15 protein-coding genes are annotated in these 18,696 nt (G+C 73.1%); 5 read left to right on the top strand and 10 right to left on the bottom strand.

Annotated elements, in window-relative coordinates; translation table 11 throughout:
- Positions 1 to 13 precede the first annotated feature (13 nt).
- Both BUB75_RS03180 and BUB75_RS03175 read right to left on the bottom strand, forming a co-directional pair.
- The gene (locus BUB75_RS03180; RefSeq protein ID WP_084740166.1) at positions 14 to 967 is read right to left on the bottom strand and encodes a M56 family metallopeptidase; all 954 of its coding nucleotides are present in this window, start codon (positions 965 to 967) and stop codon (positions 14 to 16) included.
- Positions 968 to 1,042: 75 nt separating this feature from the next.
- Positions 1,043 to 1,417, bottom strand: a complete 375-nt coding sequence (locus BUB75_RS03175; protein WP_073251194.1) for a BlaI/MecI/CopY family transcriptional regulator — start codon at positions 1,415 to 1,417, stop codon at positions 1,043 to 1,045.
- A gap of 361 nt (positions 1,418 to 1,778) precedes the next feature.
- Here BUB75_RS03175 and sigB point away from each other — a divergent pair, with 361 nt between their 5' ends.
- A complete protein-coding gene (sigB, locus tag BUB75_RS03170) occupies positions 1,779 to 2,900 on the top strand; it encodes an RNA polymerase sigma factor SigB (RefSeq protein WP_342761108.1) in 1,122 nt (373 codons plus the stop codon).
- A 196-nt stretch (positions 2,901 to 3,096) separates the two neighbouring features.
- Positions 3,097 to 4,329, top strand: a complete 1,233-nt coding sequence (locus tag BUB75_RS03165) for an MFS transporter (protein WP_073251192.1) — start codon at positions 3,097 to 3,099, stop codon at positions 4,327 to 4,329.
- Here BUB75_RS03165 and BUB75_RS03160 read toward each other — a convergent pair.
- Positions 4,326 to 7,352, bottom strand: a complete 3,027-nt coding sequence (locus tag BUB75_RS03160) for a bifunctional acetate--CoA ligase family protein/GNAT family N-acetyltransferase (RefSeq protein ID WP_084740165.1) — start codon at positions 7,350 to 7,352, stop codon at positions 4,326 to 4,328. The two genes, BUB75_RS03165 and BUB75_RS03160, sit on opposite strands and share 4 nt — an antisense overlap.
- Position 7,353: 1 nt before the next feature.
- Positions 7,354 to 8,550 (bottom strand): acetoin utilization protein AcuC, encoded by a 1,197-nt coding sequence (locus tag BUB75_RS03155; protein ID WP_143175057.1) that lies wholly within the window; start codon positions 8,548 to 8,550, stop codon positions 7,354 to 7,356.
- A gap of 416 nt (positions 8,551 to 8,966) precedes the next feature.
- On the opposite strand from BUB75_RS03155, the gene BUB75_RS03150 reads away from it, so the two are divergent.
- Positions 8,967 to 9,623, top strand: a complete 657-nt coding sequence (locus tag BUB75_RS03150; RefSeq protein WP_245806223.1) for an iron-dependent transcriptional repressor DtxR — start codon at positions 8,967 to 8,969, stop codon at positions 9,621 to 9,623.
- 63 nt (positions 9,624 to 9,686) lie between these two features.
- On the opposite strand, the gene BUB75_RS44800 is transcribed toward BUB75_RS03150, so the two are convergent.
- The 4 genes from BUB75_RS44800 to BUB75_RS03130 form a co-directional block, all read right to left on the bottom strand.
- On the bottom strand, positions 9,687 to 9,884 hold the full coding sequence (locus BUB75_RS44800) for a hypothetical protein (RefSeq protein ID WP_073251187.1): 198 nt from the start codon (positions 9,882 to 9,884) through the stop codon (positions 9,687 to 9,689).
- Positions 9,885 to 10,029: 145 nt separating this feature from the next.
- Positions 10,030 to 10,677, bottom strand: coding sequence for a hypothetical protein (locus BUB75_RS44795; protein ID WP_178379751.1), 648 nt, complete (start codon positions 10,675 to 10,677; stop codon positions 10,030 to 10,032).
- 77 nt (positions 10,678 to 10,754) lie between these two features.
- Complete coding sequence (locus tag BUB75_RS03135) at positions 10,755 to 12,527, bottom strand: DUF4192 family protein (protein ID WP_073251183.1); 1,773 nt, start codon at positions 12,525 to 12,527, stop codon at positions 10,755 to 10,757.
- Positions 12,528 to 12,656: 129 nt separating this feature from the next.
- Entirely contained in the window at positions 12,657 to 13,274 is a 618-nt protein-coding gene (locus BUB75_RS03130) for a hypothetical protein (RefSeq protein ID WP_073251181.1), read from the bottom strand.
- Between the two features lie 455 nt (positions 13,275 to 13,729).
- Between BUB75_RS03130 and BUB75_RS03125 the strand changes: the two genes are divergently transcribed.
- Positions 13,730 to 14,698, top strand: a complete 969-nt coding sequence (locus BUB75_RS03125; protein ID WP_073252687.1) for a potassium channel family protein — start codon at positions 13,730 to 13,732, stop codon at positions 14,696 to 14,698.
- A gap of 12 nt (positions 14,699 to 14,710) precedes the next feature.
- On the top strand, positions 14,711 to 16,855 hold the full coding sequence (locus BUB75_RS03120) for a RecQ family ATP-dependent DNA helicase (protein WP_073251179.1): 2,145 nt from the start codon (positions 14,711 to 14,713) through the stop codon (positions 16,853 to 16,855).
- A 13-nt stretch (positions 16,856 to 16,868) separates the two neighbouring features.
- On the opposite strand, the gene BUB75_RS03115 is transcribed toward BUB75_RS03120, so the two are convergent.
- Both BUB75_RS03115 and BUB75_RS03110 read right to left on the bottom strand, forming a co-directional pair.
- Positions 16,869 to 17,606 (bottom strand): HNH endonuclease family protein, encoded by a 738-nt coding sequence (locus BUB75_RS03115; RefSeq protein WP_073251177.1) that lies wholly within the window; start codon positions 17,604 to 17,606, stop codon positions 16,869 to 16,871.
- Between the two features lie 59 nt (positions 17,607 to 17,665).
- A complete protein-coding gene (locus BUB75_RS03110; protein ID WP_178379750.1) occupies positions 17,666 to 18,622 on the bottom strand; it encodes a DUF4184 family protein in 957 nt (318 codons plus the stop codon).
- Positions 18,623 to 18,696 lie beyond the last annotated feature (74 nt).

Genomic DNA, 18,696 nt, shown 5'->3' with positions numbered 1-18,696 from the left:
CAGCGAACGGCGCTCAAGCCACCGCTAGCGGCAACGCGAACGCCCAGAGCGGCGCGGTGACGGTCACCGCAGCGGCCGCGTAGGACAGCGTCCGCAGCCACCAGGACGGCGCCGGCGGCTCCAGCAGGCGCTGGACGCGCGGCAGCACCGCGAGGTCGGTCGAGCCGAGCGCCCCGGACGGCGCGACCCCACCGGCCCCGGCGACACCCACCCGGGCGAGCGCGGTGGCCAGTACGGCCCGGTCGCGGCCCAGGCAGGCCCGGTCATCCGCGAGCATCTCGACGAGTTGCGCCACCGCCCGGCGGGTGCGCTGCGTGCCCGCGAGCCCGAACATCGCCTCCGACCAGGCCGCGAACGGCAGCAGGAGGAGGTCGTGCCGTTCGGCCAGGTGCGCGTGCTCGTGCGCGAGGACGGCGTCCAACTCGTCGGGATCGAGCAGTGACAATGCACCGGTCGTGATGACGACGCGCGAGCTCGGCCCCGGCAGGCAGTAGGCGGCGGCAGCCGGGTGGTCGATCAGCCGGGCACCCGCACCGGTCGCCCGCGCCGGGCTGACTCGGTTGGGCCACGGGGTACTCACCAGGTCGACGAGCTCGCGCTGGCGCGCACGGCACCGCGTGGCGCGCCACGAGGACACCGCGGTCATCGTCAGCAGCCAGCCGAACAGGCCGATCGCCGCACCGAGCAGGAACAGGTGGAAAACGTCGAGTCCGCCGCTCAGGTCGCCCGCGGCCGCCGCACGCCAGTACGCGGCCAGCGCGCTCGGCAGCGAACCGGCCAGCGGTGCGAGCGCAGCCGCCAGCACCGCTCCACCGGCCGCCAGCCCCGACGCGAGGCCGAGCGCCTGCCAGAGCACCAGGACAGCCCTGGGCTCCCGCTGCACCCACTGCGCGCGGGCCAGCGCGGCCGCCACCGGGCCGATCAACAGGACGGCGACGATGCCCAGACCCACGATCGTGGTCAGCACGTCGCGTCCTAGGCCGGTACTCGACCGGTGGCCGTGCTCCGCTGCATGGTCACTCCCGTCTCCCGCTGGTACGGACTAAGCCGAGGCCTTGCCCGCCCGGCGCAGGGCCTGGTCGAGCGCGCCGGAGAGGGCTGCCGCCTCCTCCGGGCTCACGCGGCCGGCGAACCGGACGAGCGCGGCAGTGCGATCAGCAGCATCGCCGAGCGCCTCGTCCATCAGCTCGGCGATGTAGTCCTCGCGCGTGGCAGTGGGGGTGTACGTGTGAGCCCATCGGTCGCGGCAGCGCTCCACGCGGCCTTTGGACTCGAGTCGGGACAGCACGGTCAGCACCGTGGTCTTCGCAAGTTCGCGATTGGCCAGTGAATCGGCCACCTCGCGGGCCGTCCGTGGAGCGTCGGCGGACCAGAGGACCTCCATCACCGCACGCTCCAGCTCGCCCAACCGGGCCATGGGGGTCTCCTTCCGCCGCGACGGACGCCCCTCCAGTCTACGGAACGTAGAAAGCGAACGCGGAATCGTCCGAACGAGGGACGCGCCACATCGCTAACTCACCCCAGTGTCCGCAAACGCGTGCAGAGTTCCCGAAACAGCTGTCGGGTAGCCGACAGTAATCGCGCGCCCCGGCACCCCGACGCCGTTCACCGGTGTAGTGCCAGGTCACCGCCGTTGCTCTGGCCTGCGACGGCGTCCACCTCACACGGATCTCACATCGACCTCACCCTGGCTTCACGGCGCGAACGCGAGCCTGGTTTCCACGACGCACAGTACGCGGGAGAGTCCAGCTCCCCCGCGCCACGAGGAGGCGAGCCGGGTGTCCGTTCCGCTCATGATCGAGGAAGCGTTCGACGTGTACCTCGTGCCCGGGGATGTCGACGCCGACAGCGCCGACGTCCGCCGCAGCGGTGACACTGCGACTGGTGATGACGACGCCGTCTCCCAGTCCCGCATCGACGGGACCGAAGACGAGCCCGAGACCCCGCGGCGCGGTCGCGGATCCCGTGAGGACGCTGCCGGGCGCGGCGTCTCCGCGGACCTGGTCCGGGCCTACCTGAACGGTATCGGCAAGACCAAGCTGCTGACCGCCGTCGAAGAGGTCGACCTCGCCAAGCGCATCGAGGCCGGGCTGTTCGCCGGCCAGGCGCTGGAGGACGCGGCTCGCCCCCTGAGCGACGACGACCGCACCGACCTGGCCGAGGTGGCCCGCGACGGCGTCGCCGCGAAGAACCACCTGCTCGAGGCGAACCTGCGCCTGGTCGTCAGCGTGGCCAAGCGGTACACCGGCCGGGGCATGTCGCTGCTCGACCTGATCCAGGAGGGCAACCTGGGCCTGATCCGTGCGGTCGAGAAGTTCGACTACACCAAGGGCTTCAAGTTCTCCACGTACGCCACCTGGTGGATCCGGCAGGCGATCACCCGGGCGATGGCCGACCAGTCACGCACGATCCGCCTCCCCGTCCACCTGGTCGAGCAGATCAACCGCCTGGTGCGTGCCCGGCGCGACCTGTCGATCTCGCTGGGCCGCGAGCCGTCGCCCGCCGAGCTCGCCACCGAACTCGGGATCGAGCCGTTCCGCGTCGTCGAGCTGCTCGGTTACGACCGCGAGCCGGTCAGCCTGGACCAGACCGTCGGCGACGACGGCGAGAGCCAGCTCGGTGACTTCATCGCCGACACCGACCCGATGAGCCCCGCGGACAACGTCTCCTACGCGCTGCTCAAGGCCGAGGTCAACAAGGTGCTGGCGACGCTGTCGGACCGCGAGCGCGAGGTCATCCGGCTGCGCTTCGGCCTGGACGACGGTCGCCAGCGCACGCTGGACGAGATCGGCCGCGACTTCGGTCTCTCCCGCGAGCGGATCCGGCAGATCGAGAAGGGCACGATGGCGAAGCTGCGCGACCCGCTGCGCGCCGAGCCGCTCCGCGCGTACGTGAGCTGACCCCGCGAGGGTTGAGGCCGGGCCTTCGGGCCCGGCCTTATTTCTTTACGCGTGCCGGCGCACCGCCGCCGGACGGTGGCCACCGCAGGGGCAAGTCCGCGCCGGCGCACTCCGGGAGTGATGCGAAACCGGGCTGTAAGCCGCCGTTAGACCCCGGTTTCGCGTCACCGCGCGGGGAGCTGGGTACCGTCGGGGCGTGCACCCGGTCGACACGACGGCAGCGGCGCTCGCGCCGACCGGGGTAGCCCGACCCGACCGGGCGGCGCGGCGAGCTCGCATCGCCACGCTCTACACGTTCGGTGCGAACGGCGCCCTGTACGGCGCCTGGGTGCCGTGGATCCCCGAAATCAAGGCCGATCTCCGGTTGTCCGCGGGTGTGCTCGGGTTCGCGCTGCTCGGCGTCGCGATCGGGTCGATGGTCTCGCTGCCGCTGGGTGGGGCGGCCGCGGTCCGTTTCGGGAGCCCGCGGGCGATCCGCGCCGCGTTCGTCGCGACCTGCGTCCTGGCGGTGCTGCCGGGGCTGGCGTCGAACGGCGTCACGCTGTTCGTGGTGCTGTTCGTCTGGGGGCTCGCGGTCGCTGCCTGCGACGTCACGATGAACGTCCAGGCGGTGACCGTCGAGCGCCGGTACGGCCGCTCGGTGCTCTCCGGCTTCCACGCGATGCTCAGCTTGGGCGCGCTGGTCGGCGCCGCGCTCGGCAGTCTGGGCGCGGCGTTTTCGATGCCGGTGTCGCTGCACCTGGGGCTCGTCGCGGCGGTGCTACTGGCCGGGTGGCTCCCGATGAGCCGCTGGTTCGTCCCGGACTCGGTCGACGAGGACGCGCAGGCGGACGCGAAGGCCCCGCCGCTGTTCGCCCGGCCGAGTGGGCGGTTGCTGGTGTTCGGCGCGGTGGGGTTCATCGTCCTGAGCAGTGAGGGCGCTGTCGCCGACTGGAGCGGCGTCTACCTGCGGGAGAACCTCGCGGTGGACGTCGGCGCCGCGAGCCTCGGGTTCGTCGCGTTCAGCGGGACGATGACGATCGGGCGCCTGCTCGGCGACCGGGTGCTGACCCGGTTCGGGTCGCGCCGGACCCTGCAGTGGCTCTGCGCGCTGGCGGCGCTCGGGCTCGGCGGTGGGCTGCTGAGCGGCAACCCGATCGGTACGGTGGCCGGCTTCGCGGTGCTGGGGCTGGGGCTCTCGTGCACGTTCCCGGCGCTGGTGTCGACGGCGGGCAGCGGCAGCGCGCACCCGGGAGCCTCGATCGCGGCGGTCACGACCTGCGGGTACGTGGGGTTTCTGGTGGGACCGCCGGGGATCGGGGCGCTCACCGAGCTCGTGGGGTTGCGGCTCTCGCTCGGTGTGCTGCCGGTCCTGCTCGTCGTGGCCCTGGCCCTCGTGGCCCTGTCCGTCCCCCACCGCACCACCGCACGGGGTCGGCGCGCTAGCTAGCGCAGCCTGCGCGCACCCTCGTCGAGGCGCCGGGTGGGGCGCTCGATCCGCACCGTGGCGTGCAGCACCGTGACACCCTCCGGCGACGCCAGCACCGGGTTGAGCGTCAACGCCGACAGCGCGGGCAACTCGTCGGCGAGCGCACCGACCCGGAGCAGCAGGTCCTCGCAGGCGGCCGCGTCGACCGGCCGCGCTCCCCGGTAGCCGAAGAGCATCGGCGACGCCAGCGGCTCACGCAGCAGGTCGTGGGCGTCCCGGTCGGTGAGCGGAGCGGCGCGCCAGGCTCGGTCACCGATCAGCTCGGTCGCGATGCCGCCCAGCCCGAACCCGACGATCGGCCCGAACGCGGTGTCCTGCACGACCTCGGCGACGCACACCACGCCGCCGCGCGCCATCCGCTGCACCAGGACGGTCGGGTTCGGGTTTCCGGACGCCGCCGCGATGCCGTGGTACGCCGCGCGGGCGTCGCGCGGCGAGTCGACGTCGAGCCGGACCGTGCCGAGGTCCGCGCGGTGCCGCAGCGTCTCGTCGGCGGCCTTCACCGCGACCGGGTACCCGAGCTCGGCCGCGGCGGCCACCACCGCCTCCGCCCCGACCACGCGCCGGCTCGGCCAGACCGTGATGCCGTACGCGGCGAGCAGTTCCTCGGCCTCGCCGTCCTCCAGGTCGATCCCGTCCGGGTGCTTGTCCATCGTGCGGCCGACGAACGTGCGTGCGCGACCGACGTCGGAGTTCAGCAGGTACGGCAGCTGACCGGCCGGGGCACGCAGCCACTCGGCGTACGTGGCCACCTTGCCGAGCGTGCGGGCGGCGGCCTCCGGGGTGGCGTAGGACGGCACCGAACCGCGCGCGACCACGAACTGCTGGCTGGGCAGGAGGACGGTGTGATCCGGGTCGCCGGTGGTGGCGCGCTCCGTGGCGTCCACATCGTCGTTAATTGCGGGGACGAGCCGGCGCAGGCGTTCGGGCATGCCGTTCGCGGCCAGGAACGAGGCGATCACCGGGACGCGCGCGTCGGCACCCACCTCGCGGAGCACGTCGGCGTAGGCCGACTCGGGTACCGCCAGCGCGGGAACGAAGACGACGAGCACCGCGTCGATGTCGGGGGCCTCGACCGCGGACCGCAGCGCGGTGCGCAGCTCGTCCGGGGTGACGTTCGGGCCGACGTCGATCCGCCCTTCGAGCGGTACCTCCAGGCGGTTGGCCTCGCAGGCGTCGGCCGCGAGCGCGACCAGGACGGCGGAGTTGCCGATCACGGCGGTCCGGCGGCCGGTCGGCAGCGGCTGGTAGGCGAGTAGCTGGCCGATGTTGAACATCTCGCCCAGCGCCTCCGCCCGGATGACGCCGGACGCGCGGTACAGCGCCTGCAGCCCGTGCTCGCCGGGGCCCCCGGTGAGACCCGGCGTCACGCCCCGGCTCTTGAGGACGACGACCGGCTTGCGCCGCGCCAGGCTGCGGGCGACCCGGGTGAACTTGCGGGGGTTGCCGAAGGTCTCCAGGTACATCATGACGACGTCGGTCTCGGGGTCGTCGCGCCAGTACTGCAGCAGGTCGTTGCCGGAGACGTCGGCGCGGTTGCCCGCCGACGCGAACGTCGAGAGCCCCAGGCCACGGCGGTCGACCTCGGCGAGCAGCGCGATCCCGAGCGCACCGGACTGGGTGAAGAAGCCGACCCGCCCCCGCCCGGCGACCCGCGGCGCGAGCGTGGCGTTGAGCGAGACCGCCGGGTCGGTGTTCGCCAGCCCGAAACAGTTCGGACCCACGACGCGCATACCGTTGATGCGGGCCATCTCGACCAGCTCGGCCTGGGCGCGGGCGCCGTCCTCGCCGATCTCGGCGAACCCGCTGGTCAGGATCACCAGCCCGGCGACCTGTTTGGCCGCGCAGTCCTCGACGACCGCCGACACCCGCTCGGCCGGTACCGCGATGACCGCCAGGTCGACCTGGCCGGGGATCTCCCGCACGGACGGGTACACCGGGACGCCGTCGACCTCGGTCGCGTTCGGGTTGACCGGGTGGATCGGGCCGGTGAACTTCCCGTTGCGGAGGTTCTCGAAGACCGCGCGGCCCATCCCGCCGGGGTCGCGGCCGACACCGACCACCGCGACCGCGGACGGGTTCATCAGGCGCCGGATCGACCGCGCCTCGGTGCGGCGTTCGCGGTCGTGCAGCACCTCGAGGATCTGCGGCGTCTCCCGGGTGTCGAACGTCAGATGGACGACGCCGTCCTCGAAGCTGCGATCGACGTCGTAGCCGGCGTCGGTGAACACCCGGATCATCGCGCCGTTCTGCGGCAGGATCTCGGCGACGAACCGGGTGATGCCTTCCTCGCGGGCGGCTTCGGCGAGGTGCTCGAGCATCACCGACGCGATGCCGCGGCCCTGGTGGGCGTCCTCGACGACAAACGCCACCTCGGCGGTGTCGGGGTCGGAGAGCTGTTCGTAGCGGCCGACCGCGATCAGGTCGGAGCCGAGCACCGCGACCAGTGCCTCGCGGCCGGCGTGGTCGACCTCGGTGAAGCGCTTCAGGTCGCGCGCGGGGATCCGCGGATACGGGGAGAAGTACCGCAGGTAGCGGGTGCGGTCGGAGAAGCGCGAGTGCAGCGCGACGATCGCGTCCGCGTCGTCGGGGCGGATCGGCCGCAGGTGGACGGTGCCACCGTCGGAGAGGACGACGTCGGCTTGGCGGTGTTCGGGGTAGGGCTTGGCGAGCGGTGCCTCCGCAACCGGCTCGACCGCCGCGGCCCCGGTCCCGTCGGCGCCGTTAGCCGCTGGGCCGGCGGCGCCGTTAGCCGCTGGGCCGGTGGCGCCGTTAGCCGCTGGGCCGGCGGGCGCTGCGGCCGCGGGGCCGGCGGGCGCTGCGGTCGGGGGGCCGCCGGGCGCTGCGGTCGGGGGGCCGGCGGGCGCTGCGGCCGCGGGGCCGGCGGGCGTGTCTTCCGGCCTCGCCGCGCCGGGGACTCCCGCGTCGGGATCCGTGACCGGCTCGTCGGCGGCAGACGGCGGGGTGCCGGGGTCGTCGGGCATGTCAGTCGCGAGGGTCGTCGGGGTCGAGGCCGTGCAGCGGGAACACCGACCGGCGGGTGGCCAGAACCGCCCGATCGATCGGGTCGACCCGATCCCCCGGCTCCCAGGGCCGGTACGACACGTCCGCGCCGTCGCCCATCACGGTGGGCACGCGCGCCGCCGGGCGCTTCGACGCGGCGAACCCGCGCCAGCTGTTCGGGATCGCGTGCGAGGTATTCACCGGCTCGCCGGTCGCGGTGGCCAGCAGGTGCGACCAGGTCCGCGGGACGACGTCCACCAGGCCGTAGCCGCCACCCCCGAACACCACCCAGCGTCCACCGGTCAGCTCGTGAGCGAGGCGGCGCATCGCCAGCTGGGCCGCCCGCTGCCCCTCCACGGACAGCGCGAGGTTGGCCAGCGGATCGCGGAAGTGGGAGTCGCACCCGCACTGGCTGACCAGCACCTGCGGCCGGAACGCCCGGACCACCGACGGCACAACCGCGTGGAACGCCCGCAGCCAGCCGGCGTCGTCGGTGCCCGCCGGGAGCGCGACGTTCACCGCGGTGCCCTGCGCGTCCGGCCCACCCACCTCGGTCGGGAAGCCGGTGCCGGGGAACAGCGAGACCGGCGACTCGTGCAGGCTGACGGTGAGGACACGCGGATCGTTCCAGAACACCGCCTGGACGCCGTCGCCGTGGTGCACGTCGATGTCGACGTAGGCCACCCGCTCGGCGCCGAGCTCCAGCAGCCGTGCGATCGCGACCGCCGGGTCGTTGTAGACGCAGAAGCCGCTGGCCCGGTCGGGCATCGCGTGGTGGAGGCCGCCCGCGACGTTGACCGCGTGCAACGCCTCACCGCGCCAGACCGCCTCGGCGGCCCGGACGCTCATCCCGGTGATCAGCGACGCCGCGTCGTGCATGCCCTCGAACAGCGGGTTGTCCGGGGTGTTCAGGCCCCACCCGCGGAAGAACGGGTCGTGCGGCGCGGCCTGCACCGCGTGCAGGTACGCCTCCTCGTGCACCAGACGCAGCGTCTGCCGGTCGGCAGGCGCTGCGGGCACGACCGTGACATTCGGCCGGTCGAGGACGCCGAGATCGCGGGCGAGCGCGATCGTCAGCTCCACCCGGACCGGGTCGAGCGGATGGTCACCGAAGTTGTAGGCGGCAACCGCCGGATCCCAGACCACGGTGACCGGAGCAGCCTGGGTCTCCGCGGTGATCTCGACATCCGGCGTCTGCTCCGTCGCCGGCCGGGACCGCTCAGTCGTCACTCATCCATCTCATCACGCGAAGCGGCCGCGTGTACGGGCTGTCCACAGGACGCCGCGTAACCCGCTGTTCATCTGGTGACCGCTGAGGTGGACGTGGCGCGGACCCGACCCCCGCCGAGGCGAGATCGGAGCAGGTCGTGGGGGTTATCACGCAAATCTTGAACGGTTCCAGAAAATGGCGGATGGGGGGTATGCTTGCCCCCAGGAGAGCCCGTGCCATCGGCCGGTGCGTAACCGGCGAGAATCTTTGGTACTTCCGGTCGGCCGGACGGCGTCGGCGGGAGCGAGTGGTCCCGGACGGATCACCGAGGCAGCGGTGAAAGAAGCGAGGCGGCGACGTGAGTGACCTGATCGACACCACGGAGATGTACCTGCGCACCATCCTCGAGCTCGAGGAAGAAGGGATCACTCCGCTGCGCGCGCGCATCGCCGAACGACTGCACCAGAGCGGGCCGACGGTGAGCCAAACGGTCGCGCGGATGGAACGCGACGGATTGCTGACCGTCCAGGGCGACCGGCACCTCGAACTGACCGACCTGGGCAGGCATCGCGCCGTGTCCGTCATGCGGAAGCACCGGCTCGCCGAGCTCCTGCTCGTGAACGTCATCGGGCTGGAGTACGAGGCGGCGCACGCCGAGGCCTGCCGCTGGGAACACGTCATGAGCGCCGAGGTCGAGCGCAAGGTGTACCAGTTGCTCGGTCGGCCGCGGGTGTCGCCGTACGGCAACCGGATCCCGGGGCTCGCCGAACTCGACACCGACATCAAGGAGCCGGACGCCAAGCCGACCAGCCAGGTGACGCTCGCTGCGACGCCCACTGGCGACGAGGTCGTCATCCAGCGCATCTCGGAGCAATTGCAGGGCGACACGAGCCTGATCCACGACCTGCACTCGGCCGGTGTGGAGCCGGGAGTGTCGGTGCTGGTGGACCGGTCGGAGCGCGAGGTGACGCTGACGCACGGCGACACCACGGTCAAGATCCCGCGGTCGCTGGCGAACCTGGTCTTCGTCTCCGCCTCTTGAGCGGACGGCCCGTAGCAAAGCGCCTGCGGCTCGCCGCAGGCGCTTTTGCGTCAAACGGCTGCGTTACGGGGTCGGGTGGACGCCTTGGAGCGCGACGTACTCCTCGACCTGATGCGGGGTCGGGTCGATTCCCGCTTCCTCGGCGAACTCCTCCGCGACGTCCGCGTGGTTGTCCGGGTCCACTTCCAGGTCCTGCTCCGCGAGGTCGCCGCGGGCCGCTCGGCCGCTGTCGGCGACGTCCTGCACCGGGTCGTTCTGCATAGCGACGCTGCCCCCTCCGCTGGAAACCCGTAGGTCTCGACGGCGCGGACATACCCCGACCCGGCAGGCACATGCGCCCCGCGAGCGGCCCGTTCACGAAGGCCGATCCGCACCGCCGCTCGTGGCGGCGCCGGGTCAGCGGGGCTTAGCTCGGGATCAGTTTCGGCGCGAGCGCGACGAGCTTCGGCAGATACGCCTGCGCGCCCGGCGTTCCGGTGGCCTTCTCCGTGGTGAGCGTGAGCGTGTAGACGGTCTCCTCACCGAGCCACCCGATGCGCACCACCGGTCCCGCCTGCGCGGTGGCGGCCACGACCTGCTTGTACGCCGCTCGGCCGAGCCCGTTCTGCTCGTCGGCGTTGTCGGGCACGAAGTCCTTCTCGTAGTCGTCCTCGCTGACGTCACCGTCCAGCGGCGTCGCGACGAACGTCAGGTCGGGCAGCGGCTCATCCAGCCGCGCCAGCACGCAGGTGCGCACCGAGCCGGACTTCCCGCTCGCCGCCGCGACCTGGAACGTGATGCCCAGCGCGTCCCGGACCTCGGCGAACGTCACCGACGCGCAGACGCCGCCTGCCTCGGCCGCCGGTGGGAGGCTGGTGGGCACGGCCGAGGGCGAGGCGGACGGTGTCGCGGACGCCTCCGCGGAGGACGGCAACGTCGGGGCGACCGCCTCGGTCTCCGGCGTGGACGGCTCCTCCGGGTCGTCACCCGAGCAGGCGGTCGTGCCGACCAGCCCACCGAGCGCCAGGACGACGCCCGCCACGCGGACGACCCGGCGGGCGGTACACGCGCGCATCGTCAACTCCTCCGGCTCTTCGTACGGGGGTGCGCGACCGGCGCTCGAGCCCGGCCGGCGCGTTCGTCCGGCGGCCATCATTCCGCATCCGTGCCGCCGTCCCGGCGCGGGGCGGACTTCCGCCGCCCCCGGCGCCCTCCCTCGCGACGAGTCGGCTGGGAGGCCGGCTCGGCCGGGTGGCGGCTGCCTCCGAGTCCGAGCGCACACTCCACCTGCGAGGGGCGGAAACCGTTCTCCAGGCTCGTGAGCACCAGGTCGGCCATCCGGTAGTCCGGATCGTCGTCCAGCGCCCGCCGGAGGTAGACGTCGGCCAGCGCACCGTCGCCTCGACGATAGGCGGACACCGCAAGCAGCGTGGCCGGCGCGGCGGCGTAGGGCGGTGGGACGCGGCGCACCAGTTCGCGCCACAGTGTGGCCGCGGCGTCGGCGTAGGGTCCGCCGGTCCAGGCGAACGAGGAGTCCCGCACGGTCAGGTTCGTCAGCGCGATCGCAACCATTGCGACGGTCCGGTCGTCGTAGGCGCTCCCCACTGCGCCGTCGTCCGGTCCGTCCCCGGCCAGGCCTCCCCAGGTCGCGCCGGCGGCATAACCGTCGGATGGCCCGGCCTGCGATCCCGCCGCCGAGTCCCCAGGCCGGGCCGCACCGCCGGACGTGGCCTCCGCGCCGCCAGGCGTGGCCTCCGCGCCGCCAGGCGTGGCCTCCGCGCCGCCAGGCGTGGCCTCCGCGCCGCCAGGCGTGGCCTCCGCGTCCTCGGGCGGGACCCCCACGCCTTCAGACGGCACCTTCGCGCCCCTGGGCCCGGCCGCCACGTCCCCGGGCCGGACCGCCGCATCCTTGAGCGGGTCTGCCGCGCCCTTGAGCGGCGCCGCGACGCCCCCGGGCACGGTCGCCGGGCCTCCGGGCGGGTCCGCCGCGCCTCCGGGCGGGACCTCCGCGCCGCCAGGCGGGGCCGCCGTCGTTGCGGTGAGGATGCCCTGGATCGCAGCCAGATCGCGGACTGCCTGGGTTGCGGGAGCCTCCCGGATGACGGCGTCCATGCGTGCCTGGAGCGCCTCTCGCAGCGCCTCGGTCGGTTCGCCGGGCGCTCGTTCCACGGACGTGATGAGCGCCGACCGGTCCGGGAACAGCGGGCGTCCGGCGGCGACCCGCAGTACCTCCAGCAGCGTGGTGGGGCCGGACCCCAGCGGCAGCCCGTCCGGCGGGCAGCACGGCCGCTCACACGCGTACGACCACCAGCGGCCGCTCTCGGCGCGGAGGAGTTCCCGCACTTCCACGCCACGCAGGGTGAGGGCGCGCTCGACCGCGAACGCCATCGTCGCGCCGGGTAGCCACGTGCGTCCCCCGGACGGCGCCGCCCCCGACGACGCTGCTCCCCCGCCGCCCAGGCCTCCGGCGCCTGAGCCTCCGGCGCCTGAGCCTCCGGCGCTCGAACCCTCGACGCCGGAGGCCCCGGCCCCCGCTTGCGCGGCGCCCAAGCCCTCGGTGGCCGAGCCCTCGGTGGCCGAGCCCCCGGTCGCCGCCTGCTCGGCGGCCGCACCCTCGGTGGCCGCGCCTGCGGGGGCGCGGCGTTCGGCGTCCGAAGACGCCGTGAACAGCACCACGACGCACGCGGCAGCGTGCTCGGCGGCCAGCCGACTCGCGACCTGATTCGCGATCTCGGTCTCGCCGCCCGGGGCGGGCAGGTCGATCCGTAGCGTCATCCGCAGCCGTCGGCGCGGACCTCCCAAGCCGAGCACGACGAGGCTCGCCGTGGGGTGGAAGCCCAGGAGTTGCGGTATCGCGCGGACGATCTCGGGCGGGGTGCTCAACCGCACTACCGGCCGGTCGGGTGGGGTCTCGAACATCGTCATGGCCGACGACTCTGGCGCCGGCCCTGGGCGCGGACGAGGGCCACGAACGCGGGGTGTGGACAACCCGGGCGGTTGGGGACAGCCGCACGGGTCCGCGTCAGCGTGCTACGCCGCGCCGGGCGAGGACGCTCAGCGCAGCGTGCCGGCCCGCCACGCGTCGGCGGCACGGCCGAGGCCGTCGGCGCACGCCCGGTTCCGGCCCGCGCGCTCACGTTCCGCGTTGCCGTCCGGGCCGTCCGGCGCGAGGAACAGCCGCCCGGCCGCGACCACCCGGAAGAACGCCGCGCCGCGCTCCAGTGCGACGTCCAGATCACCGTGGTAGAGCCCGCCGAGCACGGTGTCCGCCATCGACGCGATGGCCTCCGGGTCCGCGTCATCCTGGACCCCGGCGACGACCTCGTCGACCGGCGCCAGCGACCGGCCGGTGCGGTAGAGCCTGGCCACCTCGGAGCCGTTCTCCGTACACCAGGTACGCAGCAGGTACAGGGCCCAGAGGGCACCGGGCAGCGAGTCCGGCGGCGCACCGCGCCAGAGCTCGGCCAGTGTGTCCAACCCCACCGTGTCGGCGAGGCGAACGAGGCGGTCGCCGGGGTCGTCCGTCCCGTCGCGTCCGACCGAGACCAACGCCGCGGCGGTGGCGTGCGCCAGTTCCAGCCGGGCGGACGGCTCGCCCTCGGCCGAACTGGCAGCGAGTCGCTCCAGGTCAGCGGCGAGGATGGGACGACTGTGACGAGGAGGTTCTGACACGAAGGCGGCCTCCTGAGTGCAACGCAGCTGTGCTGTCGACGGTGGGACGAGTTCCAGCGTAAGCAGCGCTGCGCCAACACGCGGCGCCTCTGCACGATCCGACGACGCCAGGAACCTCAGGAGACCCTGTACCGTGGTGTTCAGTGCGTCGGCCCGATCCAGGCCCCCGGTCCCAACTAAGTCGCCGCGAGCGACCTTCCGCCGAGAGGCGACCCGGCGGGTTGGCGTACCCAAAGGCCGCCCTGTTCGCGGGGCGGCCTTTGCTTACCCTCCGCTGAGCTGAGCGCGCAGCGCCCCGAGTTGTCCACAGCCAGGCGAGTCCCCCGTGCCGCCGTTGGCGGATGCCGCTACCGTCTCGGTTCGTGACGCGTCCCGCCTCGCCGACCGCGCTGCCGCGAGCGACGGTCTGGCTACCTCAGCGGCGATCCGGGCCGCTGCGTGCGCTCGGCCTCCGCATGTTCGCGGCTATGACGCTGGTGGTGGTCACGGTCGGGGTGGTCTACGCCGACCGCGGCGGCTACCGCGACAACACCGGCAGCCCGCTGAGCCTGCTCGACGCGGCGTACTACACGGTGGTCACGCTGTCGACGACCGGCTACGGCGACATCGCGCCGGCGTCCCCGTCAGCGCGGCTCATCAACGTAATATTCATCACCCCGGCGCGGGTGTTGTTCCTGATCATCCTGGTCGGCACCACTCTCGAGGTCCTGACCGAGCAGTACCGCGGACAGTTCCGGCGGGAGCGGTGGAGGTCGACGGTGCGAGACCATTACGTGGTGTGCGGGTACGGCACCAAGGGCCGGAGCGCGGTCGAAGCGCTGCTGGAGAACGGCATCCCGAAGGAGAAGATCGTCATCGTCGAGCGCGACCACCGGGTCGCGCAGCAGGCGGTGAACGCGGGGCTCGCGGTGGTGGAGGGGTCGTCCGGCCGGTCCGCCGTCCTGGCGCAGGCACAGGTCGATCGCGCGACGGCAATCATCGTCGCGCCCGACGCCGACGACGCCGCGGTGCTCACCACGCTCACCGCCCGCCAGCTGACCAACGGCCAGGTACGCATCGTCACGACCGCCCGGGAGGCGGAGAACGCGCCGCTGCTCCGGCAGAGCGGCGCCCACCAGGTCGTGGTCTCCTCCGCAACGGCCGGGCGGCTGCTCGGCCTGGCGACCACCGATCCGCCGGTCATCGACGTCGTGGAGGACCTGCTGACGCCCGGCCACGGGATGGCGTTCGCGTGCCGTTCGGTGGTGCGCGACGAGATCGGCAAGTCGCCGCGGACGCTCGACGAGGTGGTCATCGCGATCACCCGCCGCGGCCGGGTGATCCCGCTGGTGGAGCCCGAGACCAACAAGCTGGAAACCGGCGACCTGCTCGTCTACATCCGTGACGACCGGCCGTCCAACGCCAACCACCACTCCGGCGACTGACCTGGAGAACTGATGTCTGCCTCCACCGAGGCAATCCCCCACACCGATCGGGCTGCCCTGCGGGAGCGGGCCGAGAAACACCTCCGCGATCTGGTCGGCAACCCCGACGCTCGATTGCGCGACGACCAGTGGACCGCGATCGAAGCCCTGGTGGCCGATCGTCGCCGTGCGCTCGTCGTCCAGCGCACCGGGTGGGGTAAGTCGGCGGTTTACTTCGTCGCCACCGCACTCCTCCGTGCGGCGGGCGCCGGGCCGACCGTGATCGTGTCCCCGCTGCTCGCGCTGATGCGGAACCAGATCGCGGCCGCCGACCGGGCCGGCATCCACGCCCAGACCGTCAACTCGACGAACGTCGACGACTGGAAGCAGATCTACTCGTCGATCGGCGACGGCGCGGTCGACGTGCTGCTGGTCTCCCCCGAGCGGCTGAACAACCCCGAGTTCCGGGACGAGGTGCTGCCGCGCCTAGCGGCGAGCGCCGGTCTGCTGGTGATCGACGAGGCGCACTGCATCTCCGACTGGGGGCACGACTTCCGGCCCGACTACCGGCGGATCCGGACGATGCTGGCCGACCTGCCCGCGGGCATCCCGGTGCTGGCGACGACCGCGACCGCGAACGAACGCGTCACCCGCGACGTCGCCGAGCAGCTGTCGGTCACCGGCGAACGCACGCTCGACGACGTCCTGGTGCTGCGCGGCAGCCTCGATCGATCGTCCCTGCACCTGGGCGTCGTCGCGCTGCCGAACCAGGCGGCCCGGCTGGCCTGGCTCGCCGACCACCTGGGCGAGTTCGAGGGGTCCGGCATCATCTACTGCCTCACGGTCGCCGCGACCCAGGACGTCGCCGACTACCTGCGCGAGCGCGGTTACCCGGTGGCGGCGTACTCGGGCCAGACCGAGCAGACCGAACGCCTGGCCGCCGAGGACGACCTGCTGCACAACCGGGTAAAGGCGCTGATCGCCACGTCTGCGCTGGGCATGGGCTTCGACAAGCCCGACCTCGGCTGGGTGGTCAACCTGGGAGCACCCGCGTCACCGATCGCCTACTACCAGCAGGTCGGACGCGCGGGCCGCGGCACCGAGCGGGCCACCGTGGTGCTGCTGCCCGGCCGGGAGGACCGCGACGTCTGGGACTACTTCGGCTCGCTGGCGTTCCCGCCCGAGCACGAGGTGCGGGAGACGCTGCGGGTGCTCGCCGAGGAGGACCGCCCGCTCTCGACCGCGGTGCTGGAGACCTACGTTCCGCTGCGCCGGACGCGGCTGGAGATGATGCTCAAGGTCCTGGACGTGGACGGCGCGGTCCGCCGGGTGAAGGGCGGCTGGACCGCGACCGGTCAGCCGTGGAGTTACGACGCCGAGCGGTACGCCCGGGTGAGCGCGACCCGCCGCACCGAGCAGCAGGCGATGCTCGACTATCTGACGACGTCCGAGTGCCGCATGCAGTACCTGCGACGCGCGCTGGACGACCCCGAGGCACAGCCGTGCGGACGGTGCGACAACTGCGGTGGGCTGGCGCTCTCGGCCGCCACCGACGCCAGCAGTCTCGCGGCGGCGACCGACCGTCTCAGCCGGCCCGGCGTACCGGTCGAGACCCGGCGGATGTGGCCGACCGGGATGGGCGCGATCGGCGTCGAGCTGAAGGGGAAGATCGCCCGCGACGAGCAGGCCGAGGCCGGCCGGGCCATCGCGCGCCTGACCGACCTGGGGTGGGGCAACCAGCTGCGGGACCTGTTCCGCCCGGAGACGCCGGACGGTGAGCTGCCGGTGCCGCTGCGGCACGCGCTGGTGCAGGTTTTTGACGCCTGGAACTTCGCCACCCGGCCGGACGGCATCGTTCACCTCGACTCGCTCACCCATCCGCAGCTGGTCGCGCACGTGGCGAACGGGCTGTCCCGCTACGCGAAGATCCCGGTGCTCACCCGCTTCGACATCGTCGGCGCCGCGGGCACCGGCGAGGGGGCGATGAACTCCGCCCAGCGGCTCCGCGCGGTCGCCGACCGGTACGTGCTCGACAGCCCCTCCGCCGTCGAGGGCCGCACGGTGCTGCTGGTGGACGACCGGGTCAACACCGGGTGGACGCTCACGGTGGCGGCACGAGCGCTCCGTCGGGCGGGTGCCCGCGCGGTCTACCCGCTGGTGCTCGCCGCCGAGAGCTGACCGGGAGCGCTGCCTACGTCCGGCATCCATCCAGCATGGACGTCAGCGCGGACTTGTCGGACTTGGTGATCGGGAGCTGGTATTTGGACACCGCACCGATGTATCGCACCGCGTAGCCGCACTGGTACGCCTTCGGCGGACGCCAGGCCGACGGGCCCTTGTCGCTCTTCGACTGGTTCGACGACCCGTCGACCGCCAGGAGGTTGTCGGGGTCGTTCGCGAACGCCAGCCGCCGCGCGGCCGACCAGCGCTTGGCTCCGGACGCCCAGGCCCGCGCGAGCGGCACGATGTGGTCGATCTGGATCTTCGACTTGTTCGTGTACCGCGCGCCGTCGTACTGCGATACCCACGTGCCGGCGGTGACCTTGCAGCCGCTGGTGCCGTTCTTCGTGCGGATGGTGCCCGGGACGGCGTCCCGGCGCAGGATGTCGTTGCGGGTGTCGCAGCCGTTGCGGGCGAACTGGACGCCGGTCGCCGCGTCGCTCCACGAGTCGCCGAACGCGTCCCGCTCGTAGCTGGAGTCCTTACCGGGGATGGACTTGACCGTCAGCCCGTCTAACGCGGTTCGGGCCCGCGTGACCGACGCCGGGGTGGGGTCGGCGACGCTTCCCGGCTCGGCGGGCGCCGATGCCCCCGCGGTCGTCGTCGGATCGAGTACCGGCAGACCGGTCTCGGAGCAGCCTGCGCCGAGGACCAGCACCGCCGTCGTGGAAAGGGCCGCGACCAGACGCGACCATCGTGTGTTCCGCACCCAGCACCTCCGGGAAACGCCATACCCGGGCGCCGCGCGGTCCTCACCCGACGGTCACGCTAGTTGGCGCCCCGCAGCTTACGGCGGGCCCGGAGAGCACCCGCGACCGCTCCGGCGGCAGTTCCGAAACTGGTCCGGATGACGAGGACCGCGATGTTGAAACGGCCGTCCCAGCCGCCGCGGCAACCCCACACCGCACCGGCGGCGGTCCCCGCAGCGACCGCGGCCCAGAACTGGCCCCGCCCCGGCGGTACGTCCCCGGACGGTTGATCCCCCGGCCCCTGCCGGGCCTCACCCGGCCCCTGCCGGGCCTCACCCGGCCCCTGCCGGGCCTCACCCGGCCCCTGCCGGGCCTCACCCGGCCCCTGCCGGGCCTCACCCGGCCCTTGCCGGGCCGAGCCCAGCCGCTCCCGCGCCCCGCCCGGCCGGCCGGCGGTCCCGCCCGGCAGCTCCCGGGCCCAGCCCGGCGGCTTCGCGTCGACCCAGCCGGGCAGTTCCCGCAGCACCCGCGAGAGCAGCACCAGCCCGACCATCCCACCCACGACCGTGCTGGTGTGCTGGGCCAGGAACGCCCCCGTCACCGCGCGGCCTCCGACGTGGTGCGGCGCCGCGAGCCACCGCACCCGCCGCGCACCCCACCGGCCGTCGTGGGTGAACGAATCCCAGGCGACGTGGCTCCAGGCCCCCAGCAGGGCACTGAGCACGGTGACGGCCATCGGCGGCCGCCGCTCCCCCAGCAGCGCGAGCCGCCGCAGCGGCAGCCCGGGGAACTCCGGCAGGTAGTCAGCGGCAACCGGGGCGAGCCGCCGCGCGACCACGGCCGCCACCGCCGACGCCGGTACGCAGAGCAGCAGCACGCCCCGTGTGTTGTGTGCGTTCGTTTCCAGACGCGTGCCCGCCAGCGCGAACGGCCAGTCCGGCGACATCGAGCCCAGCGCCACCGCCGTTCCGTCGAACCACCGTGGCCGGGCCAGCTTCGCCGCGAGCGCCGGCACTTGATGGGACACGTACGTCATAGGCATCGACGCTCCAGAGAACGGTGGGACGGATGCGCCCAGTGTTCCCAGCGCACCTGAGAACCCCTGCAGAC

Source organism: Cryptosporangium aurantiacum (assembly GCF_900143005.1).
Classification (GTDB): domain Bacteria; phylum Actinomycetota; class Actinomycetes; order Mycobacteriales; family Cryptosporangiaceae; genus Cryptosporangium; species Cryptosporangium aurantiacum.
The sequence above is the reverse complement of the archived record's forward strand: the minus strand, read 5'-3'. Positions and strand labels throughout refer to the sequence as shown.

What these genes read in the sequence shown, in the direction of transcription:
- BUB75_RS44795 (WP_178379751.1), bottom strand. Translation starts at nt 10,677, where the DNA reads ATGCGCGCGTGTACCGCCCGCCGGGTCGTCCGCGTGGCGGGCGTCGTC.
- BUB75_RS03110 (WP_178379750.1), bottom strand. Translation starts at nt 18,622, where the DNA reads ATGACGTACGTGTCCCATCAAGTGCCGGCGCTCGCGGCGAAGCTGGCC.
- BUB75_RS03160 (WP_084740165.1), bottom strand. Translation starts at nt 7,352, where the DNA reads ATGCCCGACGACCCCGGCACCCCGCCGTCTGCCGCCGACGAGCCGGTC.
- BUB75_RS03175 (WP_073251194.1), bottom strand. Translation starts at nt 1,417, where the DNA reads ATGGCCCGGTTGGGCGAGCTGGAGCGTGCGGTGATGGAGGTCCTCTGG.
- BUB75_RS03125 (WP_073252687.1), top strand. Translation starts at nt 13,730, where the DNA reads ATGTTCGCGGCTATGACGCTGGTGGTGGTCACGGTCGGGGTGGTCTAC.
- BUB75_RS03135 (WP_073251183.1), bottom strand. Translation starts at nt 12,527, where the DNA reads ATGACGATGTTCGAGACCCCACCCGACCGGCCGGTAGTGCGGTTGAGC.
- BUB75_RS03120 (WP_073251179.1), top strand. Translation starts at nt 14,711, where the DNA reads ATGTCTGCCTCCACCGAGGCAATCCCCCACACCGATCGGGCTGCCCTG.
- BUB75_RS44800 (WP_073251187.1), bottom strand. Translation starts at nt 9,884, where the DNA reads ATGCAGAACGACCCGGTGCAGGACGTCGCCGACAGCGGCCGAGCGGCC.
- BUB75_RS03150 (WP_245806223.1), top strand. Translation starts at nt 8,967, where the DNA reads ATGTACCTGCGCACCATCCTCGAGCTCGAGGAAGAAGGGATCACTCCG.